Raw genomic sequence first — 14,901 nt, forward strand, 5'->3', positions numbered from 1 at the left:
CGCCCGGCGCTTCCGGCTCACCCCCGCGGTGCGCCCCGGCCCCGCGGGTGCCGTCCGTACCGCGTGAGCCGCTGCAGACCGGTCCGCCGCGAAGCGCGGCGGGTGCGCGGGCGTCGGGCACGCCCGCTGTTCCACGAAGGAAGTCAAGGAAGAAGCGAGAAATGACCTTTCAGGAGACCAGCGTGCTCGAGCCCACCCCTCTGGGGACCAAGGCGTTGCCGGATCTGCTCGCCGAGCGGGTCGCGGAGCACCCGGAGGCGACCGCGGTCGTCTACCGCGACCAGCGCCTCACCTATCGCGAACTGGCGGCCAGAAGCTCGGCCCTGGCCGAGTACCTGAGACATCTCGGTGTCTCGGCGGATGACTGCGTCGGTCTTTTCGTCGAGCCGTCGCTCGACCTGATGATCGGCGCCTGGGGCATCCTGTCCGCCGGCGGCGCCTACCTGCCGCTGTCCCCGGAGTACCCCGAGGACCGGCTCCGTTACATGATCGAGAACAGCCAGACGAAGATCATCCTCGGTCAGCAGCGCCTGGTGGCCCGACTGCGCGAGCTCGCGCCCAAGGACGTCACCGTCGTCACCCTGCGCGACTGCGACGCGTTCCTGCTGCCCGAGGGCACGCCCGCGCCCGCCGCCGAGGGCATCCGCCCCGACAACCTGGCCTACGTCATCTACACCTCCGGCAGCACCGGGAAGCCCAAGGGCGTGATGATCGAGCACCGCAGCGTCGTCAACCAGCTCGGCTGGCTGCGCGAGGCGCACGGGATAGACCGGAGCAAGGTCGTCCTGCAGAAGACCCCGATGAGCTTCGACGCCGCCCAGTGGGAGATCCTCTCCCCGGCCAACGGCGCCACCGTCGTCATGGGAGCCCCCGGCGTCTACGCCGACCCCGAGGGCCTGATGGAGACCATCCGCAAGCACGGCGTCACCACTCTCCAGTGCGTCCCGACGCTGCTCCAGGCGCTCATCGACACCGAGCAGTTCGACGCCTGCTCCTCGCTGGAGCAGATCTTCAGCGGTGGCGAGGCGCTCTCGCGCAACCTCGCCCTCCAGGTCACCCGCGAGATGCCGGGCCGCGCCCTGATCAACCTCTACGGGCCGACGGAGTGCACCATCAATTCCTCCTCGCACACCGTCGACCCGGAGGTCTTGGACGAGGGCCCGCAGTCGATCTCGATCGGCAGCCCCGTCCACCGGACCGAGTACCACATCCTGGACAAGGACCTGCGGCCCGTCGGCGACGGCGAGATCGGCGAGCTGTACATCGGCGGCGTCCAGTTGGCCCGCGGCTACCTGCACCGCCCCGACCTGACCGCCGACCGCTTCCTGGACATCGCCCTCACCGAGGACGCCGCACCCACCCGCCTCTACAAGACGGGCGACCTGGCCCAGTGGAACCCGGACGGCACCGTGCAGTTCGCCGGCCGCGCCGACAACCAGGTCAAGCTGCGCGGCTACCGCGTCGAACTCGACGAGATCTCCCTCGCGATCGAGAACCACGAGTGGGTCCGCAACGCCGCCGTCATCGTCAAGAACGACGGCCGCACCGGCTTCCAGAACCTGATCGCCTGCGTCGAGCTGAGCGAGAAGGAAGCCGCCCTGATGGACCAGGGCAACCACGGCTCCCACCACGCCTCGAAGAAGAGCAAGCTCCAGGTCAAGGCGCAGCTGTCCAACCCGGGCCTGCGCGACGACGCCGAGCTCGCCGCGCGCCCGGCCTTCGACCTGGAGGGCTCCGAGCCCACCCCCGAGCAACGCGCCCGGGTCTTCGCCCGCAAGACGTACCGCTTCTACGAGGGCGGCGCCGTCACCCGGGCCGACCTGCTCGACCTGCTCGGCGCCAAGGTCGCCGCGGGCTACACCCGGGGGGCGGCCGACCTGGCCCCCGCCGAACTGGGCCAGATCCTGCGCTGGTTCGGCCAGTACGTCAGCGAGGAGCGGCTGCTGCCGAAGTACGGCTACGCCTCCCCGGGCGCGCTGTACGCGACGCAGATGTACTTCGAGCTGGAGGGCGTCGGCGGTCTCAAGCCGGGCTACTACTACTACCAGCCCGTCCGCCACCAGCTCGTCCTGATCAGCGAGCGCGAGGCCACCGGCAAGCCCACCGCTCAGATCCACTTCATAGGCAAGAAGAGCGGCATCGAGCCGGTCTACAAGAACAACATCATCGAGGTCCTGGAGATCGAGACCGGCCACATGGTCGGCCTCTTCGAGCAGATCCTGCCGGCCTATGGCCTCGACATCCACGACCGCGCCTACGAGCCGGCCGTGCGCGAACTGCTCGACGTCGCCGACGAGGACTACTACCTGGGCACCTTCGAGCTCGTCCCGCACGCGGGCCCGCGCGAGGACCACGCCGAGGTCTACGTCCAGACGCACGGCGGAAAGATCGCCGGCCTGCCCGAGGGCCAGTACCGCTACGCGAACGGCGAACTGACCCGCTTCTCGGACGACATCGTCCTCAAGAAGCACGTCATCGCGATCAACCAGTCGGTGTACCAGGCGGCCTCCTTCGGCATCAGCGTGTACAGCAGGGCCCCCCAGGAGTGGCTGCGGTACATCACCCTCGGCAAGAAGCTCCAGCACCTGATGATGAACGGGCTGAACCTGGGCTTCATGTCCTCCGGCTACAGCTCCAAGACCGGCAACCCGCTGCCCGCCTCGCGCCGCATGGACGCCGTCCTCGCCGCGAACGGAGTGGAGGGCGGCCCGATGTACTTCTTCGTCGGCGGTCGCGTCAGCGAGGAGCAGATCGGCCACGAGGGCATGCGCGAGGACAGCGTCCACATGCGCGGGCCGGCGGAACTCATCCGCGACGACCTCGCAGGCTTCCTGCCCGACTACATGATCCCGAACCGGGTCGTGGTGTTCGAGCGGATGCCGCTCTCCGCCAACGGCAAGGTCGACGTCAAGGCACTGGCCGCCTCCGAGCAGGTCAACGCCGAACTCGTCGAGCGGCCCTTCGTCGCACCGCGCACGGAGACGGAGAAGGAGATCGCGGGCATCTGGGAGAAGGCGCTGCGCCGTGAGAGCGCCTCCGTCCAGGACGACTTCTTCGAGTCGGGCGGCAACTCGCTGATCGCCGTCGGCCTCGTCCGCGAGCTCAACGCGCGCCTGGGCGTCTCCCTGCCGCTGCAGAGCGTCCTGGAGTCCCCGACCATCGAGAAGCTGGCGCGCCGCCTGGAACGCGAGGTCGCCCAGGAGTCCTCGCGACTGGTGCGCCTGCACGCGGAGACCGGCAAGGCAAAGCCGGTCATCTGCTGGCCGGGTCTGGGCGGCTACCCGATGAACCTGCGCAGCCTGGCCGGCGAGATCGATCTCGGCCGCTCGTTCTACGGCGTCCAGTCGCACGGCATCAACGAGGGCGAGACCCCGTACGCGACCATCACCGAGATGGCCAAGGCGGACATCGAGGCCATCAAGGAGCTCCAGCCGACCGGCCCCTACACCCTGTGGGGCTACTCCTTCGGCGCCCGCGTGGCCTTCGAGACCGCCTACCAGCTGGAGCAGGCCGGCGAGAAGGTGGACAACCTGTTCCTGATCGCGCCGGGCTCCCCGAAGGTGCGCGCCGAGAACGGCAAGGTGTGGGGCCGTGAGGCGTCCTTCGCCAACCGCGGCTACACCACGATCCTCTTCTCCGTGTTCACCGGCACCATCTCCGGCCCGGACCTGGAGAAGTGCCTGGAGACCGTGACGGACGAGGAGTCCTTCGCCGAGTTCATCAGCGAGCTCAAGGGCATCGACGTCGACCTCGCCCGACGGATCATCTCGGTCGTGGGCCAGACCTACGAGTTCGAGTACTCCTTCCACGAGCTGGCCGAGCGCACCCTCCAGGCGCCGATCAGCATCTTCAAGGCCGTGGGCGACGACTACTCGTTCCTGGAGAACAGCAGCGGTTACTCGGCCGAGCCGCCGACGGTCATCGACCTCGACGCCGACCACTACAGCCTGCTGCGCGAGGACATCGGCGAGCTGGTCAAGCACATCCGCTACCTGCTCGGCGAGGAGTGACAGCGCGGATCACACGGTGACGGCCGCCCCGCCGGAGCGATCCGGCGGGGCGGCCCCATCCGTCGAGGCCGTCGGGCCACCGCCGCAGTTTGCCGACGAGGAGTCACTCCCATGCGTTTCCGTCTCATCGGCCCGTTCGAGATCGTCTCCGACGACGGACGGGTGTACCGGCCCGGAACCCCGAAGGTCTGCCAGACCCTGGCACTGCTGCTCACCCGGCCGCATGAGATCGTCACGGCGGAGGCGCTCATCCACGAACTGTGGGGCGACAGACCGCCGCGCAGTGCCGTCAACACCCTCCAGACGTACGTCTACCACGCGCGCAGGATGCTGGTGCGCGAGAACCTGGTGCCGCCCGGGCGCTCCCTGATCGTCACCAGCCCGCCCGGGTACCGCCTCCTCGCCGACGACGGCGAGATCGACGTCCGCGTCTTCGAAGGGCTCGTCGCCGGGGCCCGTACCGCCCTCGCCGACGGCGACCCGGCCACGGCGCTGCGCGGCGTCCGGGAGGCACTCGACCTGTGGCGCGGCCCCGCGCTGTCGAACCATCCCGTCGGCGACGTGCTCGCCGGCCACCTCGTCCACCTGGAGGAGCTGCGCGTACGGGCCTTCGAGATCGGCATCGAGGCGCAGGAACACCTGGGCCTCACCCGCGAGTCCATCCCCGAGCTGCGCAAACTCATCAACGACTACCCGCTCAACGAGTGGTTCCACAGCCGGCTCATCACGGCCCTCGTCGCCGCGGGCCGGCGCGCGGAAGGCGTGCGGGCCTACCAACACGTCCGCCGGGTGCTCGCCGACGAACTGGGCATCGACCCCTCGCCGGAGCTCAGGCAGCTGGAGGCCCGGCTGCTCAGCGCCGCGCCCCACGTCCCGGGGGCGTCCGCCGTCGCGGTCCGCCGGGCCGGCGGCGAGCGGTCCCCCGTGCGGTCCGCCACCTGATCGGGGGCACTGGACTGCAAGGTCGCCGGTCCCGGGCGCCGCCCTGCTCTCGCCGCGGGACCCGGTGATTCCGCCGGACGTCGCCTCGGGGCGTCCGTGCCTCGGGGCGTCCGTGCCTCAGGGCGTCAGGGCGTCAGGGCGTCAGGGCCAGCGCCCAGGCCAGCAGGCCCGTGGCCGCCGTGCACAGCAGCGTGCGCCCTACGTTGGCCCGCACCCACGGTCCCTCGAACGCGCGGCGGACGGCGGCCGGATCCGCGATCCCCGCGACCGGACCGGCCTTCTCCAGGGCGTTGTTCAGCGGGATGTTGACCCGGCCCGTGACGGCCATCGAGGCGAGGTAGCAGACGAACGCCCCGACCAGCGGCACCAGGACGGCGCCGCGCGCGGACACGACGTGCAGCAGGAGGGCGAGGCCGGTGAACAGCAGGGCGCCGATGTATCCGAGGACGAACCAGCCGTTGAGGATGGCGACGTTGACGCGCTGCATCACCTCGATGACCGTCCGGTCGTCGGTGCGCCGCAGGGCGGGCATCACGGACACGGCGAACCCGTAGAAGAGACCGCTGACCAGCCCCATGGTGATCGTCGCGGCGACGAGCGACGCCAAACGTGCCATTTCCATACGGGTGCTTCCCCCCGGTCGACCGTCCCCCCACGCGCTGCGCCGATCCTAAGGGCCCCTCGTGTCACGGCCCGGGGCGAAGGCCGGTCGAAGCGCGCGGCTCCGGCGGGACGCGAGAGGGAGTCGAGGGGTGTTCCAGGGGGCGGAAGCCCTCTCCACGCCCGTGCCACGCACGGTACTCTCCGGCCTGGGCCCGCACGCCCGCTGCCACCCTCCGAGAGGAAACACGCCGTGAAGGACCCCAAGGACAGGCTGGACGCACTGCGGGCCGACATCGAGCGCCGCAACCCCGCCCAGCCCGAGTTCCACCAGGCCGTACGGGAAGTCCTGGACACCCTCGCCCCGGTGTTCGCCGCCCGCCCCGAGTACGCCGACCCGGCCGTCGCGCTGGTCGAGCGGATCACCGAGCCGGAGCGGCAGATCCTCTTCCGCGTGCCCTGGACGGACGACCGGGGCCGGGTGCAGGTCAACCGCGGCTACCGCGTCGAGTTCAACAGCGCCCTGGGTCCGTACAAGGGCGGCCTGCGCTTCCACCCGTCCGTGGACATCGGCGTGGTGAAGTTCCTCGGCTTCGAGCAGATCTTCAAGAACGCCCTGACGGGCCTCGGCATCGGCGGCGGCAAGGGCGGAAGCGACTTCGACCCGCACGGCAAGTCCGACGCCGAGGTGATGCGTTTCTGCCAGTCGTTCATGACGGAGCTGTCCCGGCACATCGGCGAGCACACCGACGTCCCCGCCGGTGACATCGGCGTCGGCGGCCGCGAGATCGGCTACCTGTTCGGCCAGTACCGGCGCATCACCAACCGCTGGGAAGCCGGCGTCCTGACCGGCAAGGGCCAGGGCTGGGGCGGTTCCGCGATCCGCCCGGAGGCCACGGGCTACGGCTCGGTGCTGTTCGCCGCGGAGATGCTGAAGGTCCGGGGCGAGTCCCTGGACGGCCTGAGCGCGGTGGTCTCGGGCTCCGGCAACGTCGCCCTCTACACCATCGAGAAGCTCCAGCAGCTCGGCGCCAACCCGCTGACGGCCTCCGACTCCTCCGGCTACGTCGTCGACGACAAGGGCATCGACCTCGCCCTGCTGAAGCAGATCAAGGAGGTCGAGCGCGGCCGTATCAGCGAGTACGCCGCGCGGCGCGGGGCTTCGGCCCGCTTCGTGCAGGGCGGTCGGGTCTGGGAGGTCCCGGCGGACGTCGCGTTCCCGTCGGCCACGCAGAACGAGCTGGACGTGGACGACGCCCGCACGCTGGTGGCGGGCGGCGTCAAGGCCGTCTCCGAGGGCGCCAACATGCCGACGACGCCGGAGGCGGTGCGGGTGCTCCAGCAGGCCGGCGTCGCGTTCGGCCCCGGCAAGGCGGCGAACGCGGGCGGCGTGGCCGTCAGCGCGCTGGAGATGGCGCAGAACGCGGGCCGTGTGGCCTGGGGCCGCGACCGGGTGGAGGAGGAACTGGCCCAGATCATGCGGTCGATCCACGCCGTGTCCTACGAGACCGCCGAGCGGTACGGGGCGCCCGGCGACTACGTCACCGGTGCGAACATCGCGGGCTTCGAGCGGGTGGCGGACGCGATGCTGGCACAGGGCGTCATCTGACCCCCGCCCACAGGCCGTGAGCCCCGGCCGGGCCCGTTCGCGACGCCGTCCGACGCGCGGGTCCGGCCGGGGCGCCCACCTCGGCCACCTCCGGACCGGTCGGGCACCCGGCGGGTGCCCGGGCCGGCGGGTGTCAGTGCGCCACGAGGTCGGCGAGCAACTTTGCCGCGGGCTTCGGGTGGACGAGCCAGCTCAGGTGGCTCCCTTGGAGCGTCCGGACCTCGAAGGGGTTGTCGGGGGTGAGCGCGTCGGCTTCGCGGATCATGCGGTCCTGGGCGGCGAGCGGGATGCTGGCATCGTCGGCCAGGCGCACATAGGTCTTGGGAACCCGGCCCCAGGTCGCGGCCTGCGCCCGGTCGGCGGACGTACCGACGTCGAGGTTCTCGTCGGGCTGGAAGGTGTTCAGGATGGTCCGGAACTCGTCATCGGTGAGGTCGGCGGCGAACGCCGCCTTGAACGCGGCGAGTGCCGCCGGGTCGGCGGTACGGAAGTTGACCCGTAGCAGGCCGAGTTCGGCCGGGTTGCCGACGAGCGCGGCGGCGAAGGCCGTCGCGTCGACGTCCGCCATCTCCGGTTGGGCGTAGTAGTCGCCCACCGTCAGATCGACGGGGCACCAGGCGCAGACGTAGACGATCCGGTCGATCAGCTCGGGCCGGGCGTTGGCGACGGCCGTGGCCGTGACGCCGCCCCTGCTGTGCGCGACGAGGACCGTGGGCCCGTTCCGCTTGGCCCGTTCCAGGACCTCGATCACGCGGGCCGCGTTGTCCGCGAGCGTGACCCCCTTGATGCCGCCCGGTTCCGCGGCGAGCGTCCCCAGGTCCTGGGGAGCCTGGTAGCCGGCGGGGAAGGTGGCCTCGAAACCGTGCCCCGGGAGGTCGACCGCGAGCGAGCGGTGCCCGTGCAGGGCGAGTTCGGCCTGTAGCGGGGCGAACGGGAACGAGTTCGCGAAGGCCCCGTGCACGAATATGAACGTCGGTGGATTCTGCATGCCTCAGCCTCCGACAGAACGATCTTCGGATCAAGATCATGGCGGCACCGCCCCGCCCCCCGCGCCCCGAACGCCGGCGGGGCCGACTCCGGGGGTGGGGTCGGGGGTCGGGTCGTAGCCTGGGGGGACCACTAACGAGGAGTCGCGCGTGCTTACCGCACTGAACGGGGTGTACGGGGATCGGCCCGATGCCGTCGGCGTCGCCGGACGGGTCTGTTCGTACGAGCAACTGCTGGGCGCCGCCAGGGCGGTGGCGGCCGATGCCACCGAAACCGGGGCCCCCGCCTTCGCCGTCACCGCGACCGCGTCGCTGGAGACCGTCGCCGCAGCGGTCGGCGCGCTGCTGGCCGGCGTGCCGCTCGTACCGCTGCCGCCGGACGCCGGGCCGGCCGAGCGGGAGCACATCCTGCGCGACTCCGGGGCGGTCGAGATCGATGTCGACTTCGCGCGCAAGGGCCCCGACCGCGGACACCGGCCCGCCGCCGACGGGGAACCCGCGCTGATCCTCTACACCTCCGGAACCACCGGGCCGCCCAAGGGGGTGGTGCTCACGGCGGCGGCCATCGCCGCCGACCTGGACGCCCTCGCCGAGGCGTGGCAGTGGAGCGCCGAGGACACCCTCGTGCACGGCCTGCCCCTGTTCCACGTGCACGGCCTCGTCCTCGGTGTGCTCGGCGCGTTGCGCACGGGCAGCCGCCTCGTGCACACCGGGCGGCCGACGCCCGAGGCCTACGCCGCGGCCGGCGGCAGCCTGTACTTCGGGGTGCCGACCGTCTGGTCCCGCGTCGCCGCCGACCCCCGGGCCGCCGCCGCCCTGTCCGGTGCCCGGCTGCTCGTCTCCGGCAGCGCCGCCCTCCCCTCGCCGGTGTTCCGCGACCTGGAGGCCCTCACCGGCCACCGGCCCGTCGAGCGCTACGGCATGACCGAGACCCTGATCACCGTGAGCGGCCGCGCCGGCGGCGACGTACGCCCCGGCACGGTCGGGACCCCGCTGCACGGCGTCCGTACCCGCGTCGCCGCCGAACCCGGCGCCGAGATCGGCGAACTCCAGCTCACCGCACCCACCTTGTTCTCCGGGTATCTGGGCCGGCCGGAGGCGACCGCCGCCGCCTACACCGAGGACGGGTGGTTCCGTACGGGCGACATCGCCGCCGTCGACGAGGACGGCGTGCACCGCATCGTGGGCCGGGCCTCCATCGACATGATCAAATCCGGCGGCTACCGGATCGGCGCGGGCGAGATCGAGAACGCCCTGCTCGATCACCCCAAGGTCAGCGAGGCCGCCGTGGTCGGCGTCCCGGACGCGGACCTCGGGCAGCGCATCGTGGCCTTCGTCGTCGCCGAGGGCGTCAGCGGCGCCGAACTCACCGACTTCGTCGCCGCGCACCTGTCGGTGCACAAACGCCCCCGCGAGGTGCGCTTCGTCGCGTCGCTGCCGCGCAACGCCATGGGCAAGCCGCAGAAGCGGCTGCTGCTCACGGACGCGACCGGCGTCGGCACGGGCGAGCGCCGGTGAACGGGCTCTACAGCGCCCCCCACGCCACCGGCAGCCCCTGGCTGCGCCGCTTCGACGCCGGCCCGTCCTCGCCGGACGCACCCGTCATCGTGTTGCTCCCGCACGCCGGCGGGAACGCCGCCTACTACCGCCCGTTCTCCCCGGCCCTGTCCGTGTACGCCGACGTGCTCATCGCCCAGTACCCGGGCCGTCAGGAGCGGTTCCGGGAGCCGGTCCCGGAGCGCGTCGAGACCCTCGTCGAGGCTCTCGCGGAGGCGCTGCGGCCCTGGCTGGAAAGGCCGTTGGCCGTATTCGGGCACAGCATGGGCGCGCTGGTCGGGTACGAGCTCACGCGCCGCCTGGAGCGCGCCGGCGCGGCCCCCCGCGGGCTGATCCTCTCCGGGCGCCGCCCGCCGCTCCCGCACCGCGCGGAGGACGTCCACCTCCGGGGCGACGACGCCCTGATCGCGGCGCTGACCGCACTGGGCGGGACCGGCGCCCGGTTGTTGGCCGATCCGGCGTTCCGGGAGCTGATCCTCCCGCCGCTGCGCGGCGACTACAAGGCGGTCGAGACCTACCGGCACGAGCCGGGTCCGCCGCTGCGCACGCCCGTCAGCGTGCTGGTCGGGGAGTCGGACCCGCGCGTCGGCGTCGAGGAGGCCATGGCCTGGCGGGAGCTGACCGAGGGCGCCTTCACCTTCCGCTCCTTCCCGGGCGGACACTTCTACCTCGCCGACCGGCGCGAGGCGGTGACCCGGGCCGTCATCGAGGACCTGGGGGCCTTCACGGCCTGTGCCGCAACGGCCCGTGCCGGACGGGCCGATGCCGGGCCGGCCGGTTCCCCGGGGTAGCCGCAGGCCCTCGACGGGTGGCCGGATCGTGGGAGTTGATCTGGGCAGGGTGGGCGGGCGTGAGTACGTTGCTCGCATGGATCAAACGGCTGGCGCTCCCAGAACCGATCACCGTGCCCTTTTGGCGGCCTCCGTCACCGTCGTGATGTGGGCCTCCGCTTTCGTCTCCATCCGCGCTTCGGCCCAGCACTTCGGGCCCGGCGCCCTGGCGCTGGGCCGGCTGCTGACCGCGTCGATCGCGCTCGGCGCGGTGCTGCTGGTCAAGCGGGTGCCACCACCGTCGCGGCAGGCCTGGCCGGGCATCCTCGCGTCCGGCGTGCTGTGGTTCGGGCTCTACATGGTGGCGCTGAACTGGGGCGAGCAGGGCGTCGACGCGGGCACCGCGGCGATGATCGTCAACATCGGCCCCCTCGTCATCGCCCTGCTCAGCGGATGGTTCCTCAAGGAGGGTTTCCCGCCGAAGCTGCTGGCGGGGATGGCCGTCTCCTTCGTGGGCGCGGCCGTCGTCGGGATGTCCACCTCCAAGGGCGGTTCCTCCTCCCTGACCGGCGCCCTGCTGTGTCTCCTCGCCGCCGTCACCTACGGCGCCGGCGTGGTGTCGCAGAAACCGGCGCTGCGGCACGCGAGCCCGCTCCAGGTGACCACGTACGGCTGCTTCATCGGCACGGCCGCCACCCTGCCGTTCGCCGGACAGTTGTTCACGCAGCTCCCCGAGGCGCCGCCGGCCGCCACCCTCAACATGGTCTACCTGGGCCTCTTCCCGACCGCCCTTGCCTTCACCACCTGGTCCTACGCGCTGTCGCGCACCACCGCCGGGAAGATGGGTGCGACCACGTACGCGGTCCCCGCCGTGGTGGTGCTGATCGCCTGGCTCGTCCTGGACGAGGTACCCGGCCCGCTCACCCTGCTCGGCGGCGCGATCTGCCTCGGCGGCGTGGCGGTGTCCCGTACGAGGCGCGGGCGTCCGGCCCCGGCGGCGGTCCCGGCGACGGAGACCGCCGACCGACCGTGATCAGCGGCGCCGTCCTGTTCTCGCCTCCCCACATACCCAGAATCAAGACCACTCGGTCTGTTTTTGAGTGACCGTCAGGTCGAATCCGTGCGCCGAACGGGGGTGTTGTGAAGTGCTCCCCGGCTCGATGTCGAGCCTGGGGGAGCACTTCATGCGGTATCCCCGATTAAAACAGCGCAGTTGGTTTGATATTGACAAACCGTGGGGCCTGTTTTTTACTGAGTCAGGCTCATCCACGGACAGGGGAGTACGGGTGGACATCGAAGTACTTGGCACACTGGCGGTGCGGGAGCACGGGGTCTCCATCACGCCGACCGCCCTCAAACCGCGGCAAGTCCTGGCCCTGCTCGCGCTCCACGCCGACCAGGTCGTACCCGTATCGGCCCTGATCGAGGAGCTGTGGGGCGGGAAGCCGCCGCGCAGCGCCCGCGCCACCCTGCAGACCTACGTGCTCCAGCTGCGCGCCCTCATCACCGCGGCACTGGAACAGGGCGGCGAGGAGGACCGGACCGCGAAGGACGTCCTCGTCACCCTGCCCGGCGGCTACCAACTCGACAGCAACGGCGGCACCAGTGACGTCCGCGAGTTCGACCGGCTCGCGGGCCTCGGCTACCGCGCCATGGACTCCGGCGACCACCCCGAGGCGGCGCGCCTGCTGCGCGAGGCACTGGCCCTGTGGTCCGGCCCCGCGTTCGCCGACGTCGCCGGCGGCGTCCAACTGGACATGGAGTGCCGCCGACTGGAGGAGACCCGGCTCTGCGCCCTCGACCAGCGCATCGAGGCCGACCTGCGACTGGGGCGACACCGCGAACTGCTCGCCGAACTCACCGTCCTGGCCGGCCGCTACCGCACCCACGAGAACCTGCACGGCCAGTTCATGCTCGCCCTGCACCGCTCCGGCCGCCGCGGCGAGGCCCTCGACGTCTACCAGCGGCTGCGCACCACCCTCGTGCGCGAACTCGGCATCGAACCGTCCGTCGCCCTGCGCAGACTCCAGCGCTCGATCCTCATGACCGGTCCGGAGACCGCCGCCGGCGCGACCGACGCGTCCGACCGGCCCCTCGCGTCGTCCGCGCGGAACCCCGACGAACGGCTCGTCCGCGTCGGCTGAACACAGGGACCGGTTCCGGACAGGCTAAAGCCGCCCCCGGGTCCGCGACACCATATTTTTCGTAATCCGGAGAAACCCCGCCGGAAGAATTGACACGGCACGGCCACCGGCCTCCCGGTAGGCCGTGAATGCGATGTTTGTGCAGGTCGCGGCAGGGGTGATCGTTTTCGGAGAGCGCGGTCAAGAGATTCTGGAAAGGCGCTGGACCATTCGGAGAAGCGTCCCCGCGTTTCGCTACCGTCGACGACAGAGACCGAAAATCGACGGAACGCGACCAGGTGCGGAGGAAACTTGTGAAGATCCAGGTTCTGGGTCCGTTGAGTGCCGAGGTCAACGGGGGCTCGATCGTTCCGACCGCGGGGAAACCGCGCCAGATCCTGGCGCTGCTGTCCCTGTATCCGGGACGGGTGGTCCCCGTCCCCACCCTCATGGAAGAGCTCTGGCGGACGGAACTCCCGCAGAGCGCCCTGACCACCCTCCAGACCTACATCCTCCAGCTGCGCCGACGCCTGGGCACGGCCATGGGGCCCGGCGCCCCCTCCGGCGCCAAGGACGTCATCGCCACCCGGCACGGCGGCTACCTGCTCCAGATCGCCCCGGAGGCCGTCGATGTGCACGCCTACGAGGGCCTCGTCCGCGCCGGCCGGCAGGCCTTCGACGCCGGTGACGACGTGGGCGCGGCGGCCCGGCTGCGCGAGGCGCTCGCCCTGTGGCAGGGCCCGGCCCTGGTCGACGTACACGTCGGGCCCGTCCTCGGCATCGAGGTGCTGCGGCTGGAGGAGAGCCGGCTCGTGACGCTTGAGCGGCGCATCGACGTCGACCTGCGGCTCGGCCGGCACGCCGAACTCATCGTGGAACTGACCGGGTTGATCGCACGCCATCCGCAGCACGAGGGTCTGCACTCCCAGGCGATGGTCGCCCTCTACCGTTCCGGCCGGCAGGCCACCGCCCTCGACGTGTACCGCCGGCTGCGCGCCCGGCTCGTCGAGGAGCTCGGCGTCGAACCCAGCCCCCAGCTCCAGCGCCTGCACCAGGCGATGCTGACCGTCGACCCGGCCCTCGACGTCATCGCCGGCCCGCGCCGCTCCTCCACCTTCGACCTCTTCGCCGCGTAGCGTCCCCACGCCCACGCCTACGCCCACGTCCGACGGCCGACCGAGGTTCGAGACGCCGTCGACCGGCCCTCCGGCACCGGCCGCGATCGTCGGAGGCCGGGGGTCGAGAGAGGTGTGGGCCGATGTCAGGTGAGCGTGTGCGTCAGACGTCGTACGTGGTGGAGGTGGCGGCGCCCGCCGGGGTGGTCTACGCCCTGCTCGCGGACACCACCCAGTGGCCGCTGTTCATCCCGCCGAGCATCCACGTCGAACGGCTGGACTTCGACGGGACCCACGACCGCTTCGGTATGTGGGCCACCGCCGGCGGCACCGTCACGTCCTGGATCTCCCGCCGGTCCCTGGACAGCGCCGCCCGGACCATCGACTTCCGCCAAGAGGTCCCGGCGCCCCCCGCGACCTCCATGGGCGGCCGTTGGGCGGTCGAGGAACTGGGCTCCGGGCGGGCCCGGCTGACCCTGCTGCACCACTTCACCGTCGCCGACGACAACCGGGCCGACGCCGAGTGGGTCACCCGCGTCACCGACGCCAACAGCGCCGCGGAGCTGGCGCGGCTCAAGGAGACCGCCGAGCGCTGGACGCGCCTGGACGACCTCCTGCTCACCTTCGAGGACTCCGTGCGCGTCCGGGGTCCCCACGAACTCGTCTACGAATTCCTCTACGGGGCCGCCGACTGGCCCGTCCACCTGCCCGAGGTGCTGCGCGCCGACGTCCGCGAGGACCGCACCGGCGTACAACTGCTGACCCTGGACACCCGCGGGCCGGACGGCCGGACCCACACCGCCGAGTCCGTGCGCGTCTGCTTCCCGCACGCCGGACGGATCGTCTTCAAGGAGACGCGGGGCTCCCTGCCGCTGGCCGCGCACACCGGCGAATGGTCGCTCATCCCCGACGAGAGCGGGCTGACCGCCGTGGCCCGCCACAGCGTCGTCCTGCGGGAGGAGGACATCGAGGGGTCCCTCGGCCCGGGCGTCGACATCGCCCAGGCCCGCGACCACGTTCGCCGCACCCTGGGCGCCGCGAGCACCGCCACGCTGCACCGAGCCCGCCGGTACGCGGAATCCGCCGTCCGCGTCCTCACCCCGGGAAGATGACCCCGCCCCCACCCATTCGCCTGCCCCTCCCGGGTGCCGCATTCGTCGGACCGCATTCGTCGGGAGAACAGATCCGC

Annotated in this window: 11 protein-coding genes; 9 read left to right on the forward strand and 2 right to left on the reverse strand. The window is 71.5% G+C overall.

The window, feature by feature from the left end:
- Positions 1 to 161 precede the first annotated feature (161 nt).
- Positions 162 to 4,010 carry an amino acid adenylation domain-containing protein gene (locus tag E6R62_RS15920; protein WP_136214085.1) on the forward strand — a complete coding sequence of 1,283 codons (3,849 nt, stop codon included), beginning with the start codon at positions 162 to 164 and terminating at the stop codon, positions 4,008 to 4,010.
- Positions 4,011 to 4,121: 111 nt separating this feature from the next.
- Entirely contained in the window at positions 4,122 to 4,952 is an 831-nt protein-coding gene (locus E6R62_RS15925; RefSeq protein WP_136214086.1) for an AfsR/SARP family transcriptional regulator, read from the forward strand.
- Positions 4,953 to 5,085: 133 nt separating this feature from the next.
- Here E6R62_RS15925 and E6R62_RS15930 read toward each other — a convergent pair whose 3' ends face one another.
- The gene (locus tag E6R62_RS15930) at positions 5,086 to 5,574 is read right to left on the reverse strand and encodes a DUF1772 domain-containing protein (protein WP_136214087.1); all 489 of its coding nucleotides are present in this window, start codon (positions 5,572 to 5,574) and stop codon (positions 5,086 to 5,088) included.
- 231 nt (positions 5,575 to 5,805) lie between these two features.
- Here E6R62_RS15930 and gdhA point away from each other — a divergent pair, with 231 nt between their 5' ends.
- Entirely contained in the window at positions 5,806 to 7,161 is a 1,356-nt protein-coding gene (gene gdhA / locus E6R62_RS15935) for an NADP-specific glutamate dehydrogenase (RefSeq protein WP_136214088.1), read from the forward strand.
- 133 nt (positions 7,162 to 7,294) lie between these two features.
- Here the strand turns inward: gdhA and E6R62_RS15940 are convergent, their stop codons facing one another.
- Entirely contained in the window at positions 7,295 to 8,149 is an 855-nt protein-coding gene (locus tag E6R62_RS15940; protein WP_136214089.1) for an alpha/beta fold hydrolase, read from the reverse strand.
- A gap of 148 nt (positions 8,150 to 8,297) precedes the next feature.
- Between E6R62_RS15940 and E6R62_RS15945 the strand changes: the two genes are divergently transcribed.
- From E6R62_RS15945 to E6R62_RS15970, 6 genes are all read left to right on the forward strand, one after another.
- Positions 8,298 to 9,665, forward strand: coding sequence for an AMP-binding protein (locus E6R62_RS15945; protein ID WP_136214090.1), 1,368 nt, complete (start codon positions 8,298 to 8,300; stop codon positions 9,663 to 9,665).
- Positions 9,662 to 10,495 (forward strand): thioesterase II family protein, encoded by an 834-nt coding sequence (locus E6R62_RS15950; protein ID WP_136214091.1) that lies wholly within the window; start codon positions 9,662 to 9,664, stop codon positions 10,493 to 10,495. The genes E6R62_RS15945 and E6R62_RS15950 overlap by 4 nt, the downstream gene beginning before the upstream one ends.
- Before the next feature lie 76 nt (positions 10,496 to 10,571).
- Positions 10,572 to 11,507, forward strand: a complete 936-nt coding sequence (locus tag E6R62_RS15955) for a DMT family transporter (protein WP_136214092.1) — start codon at positions 10,572 to 10,574, stop codon at positions 11,505 to 11,507.
- A gap of 253 nt (positions 11,508 to 11,760) precedes the next feature.
- Positions 11,761 to 12,618 carry an AfsR/SARP family transcriptional regulator gene (locus E6R62_RS15960; RefSeq protein ID WP_136214093.1) on the forward strand — a complete coding sequence of 286 codons (858 nt, stop codon included), beginning with the start codon at positions 11,761 to 11,763 and terminating at the stop codon, positions 12,616 to 12,618.
- 293 nt (positions 12,619 to 12,911) lie between these two features.
- On the forward strand, positions 12,912 to 13,733 hold the full coding sequence (locus tag E6R62_RS15965; protein ID WP_136214094.1) for an AfsR/SARP family transcriptional regulator: 822 nt from the start codon (positions 12,912 to 12,914) through the stop codon (positions 13,731 to 13,733).
- 137 nt (positions 13,734 to 13,870) lie between these two features.
- The gene (locus E6R62_RS15970) at positions 13,871 to 14,824 is read left to right on the forward strand and encodes an aromatase/cyclase (protein ID WP_240801699.1); all 954 of its coding nucleotides are present in this window, start codon (positions 13,871 to 13,873) and stop codon (positions 14,822 to 14,824) included.
- The last annotated feature ends 77 nt before the right edge of the window (positions 14,825 to 14,901 follow it).

The organism is Streptomyces sp. A1136 (genome assembly GCF_004795055.1).
Classification (GTDB): domain Bacteria; phylum Actinomycetota; class Actinomycetes; order Streptomycetales; family Streptomycetaceae; genus Streptomyces.

Bases quoted from the DNA above. Each gene is read 5' to 3' on its own strand.
- E6R62_RS15920 (WP_136214085.1), top strand. From the start codon at position 162: ATGACCTTTCAGGAGACCAGCGTGCTCGAGCCCACCCCTCTGGGGACC.
- E6R62_RS15925 (WP_136214086.1), top strand. From the start codon at position 4,122: ATGCGTTTCCGTCTCATCGGCCCGTTCGAGATCGTCTCCGACGACGGA.
- E6R62_RS15930 (WP_136214087.1), bottom strand. From the start codon at position 5,574: ATGGAAATGGCACGTTTGGCGTCGCTCGTCGCCGCGACGATCACCATG.
- E6R62_RS15940 (WP_136214089.1), bottom strand. From the start codon at position 8,149: ATGCAGAATCCACCGACGTTCATATTCGTGCACGGGGCCTTCGCGAAC.
- E6R62_RS15955 (WP_136214092.1), top strand. From the start codon at position 10,572: ATGGATCAAACGGCTGGCGCTCCCAGAACCGATCACCGTGCCCTTTTG.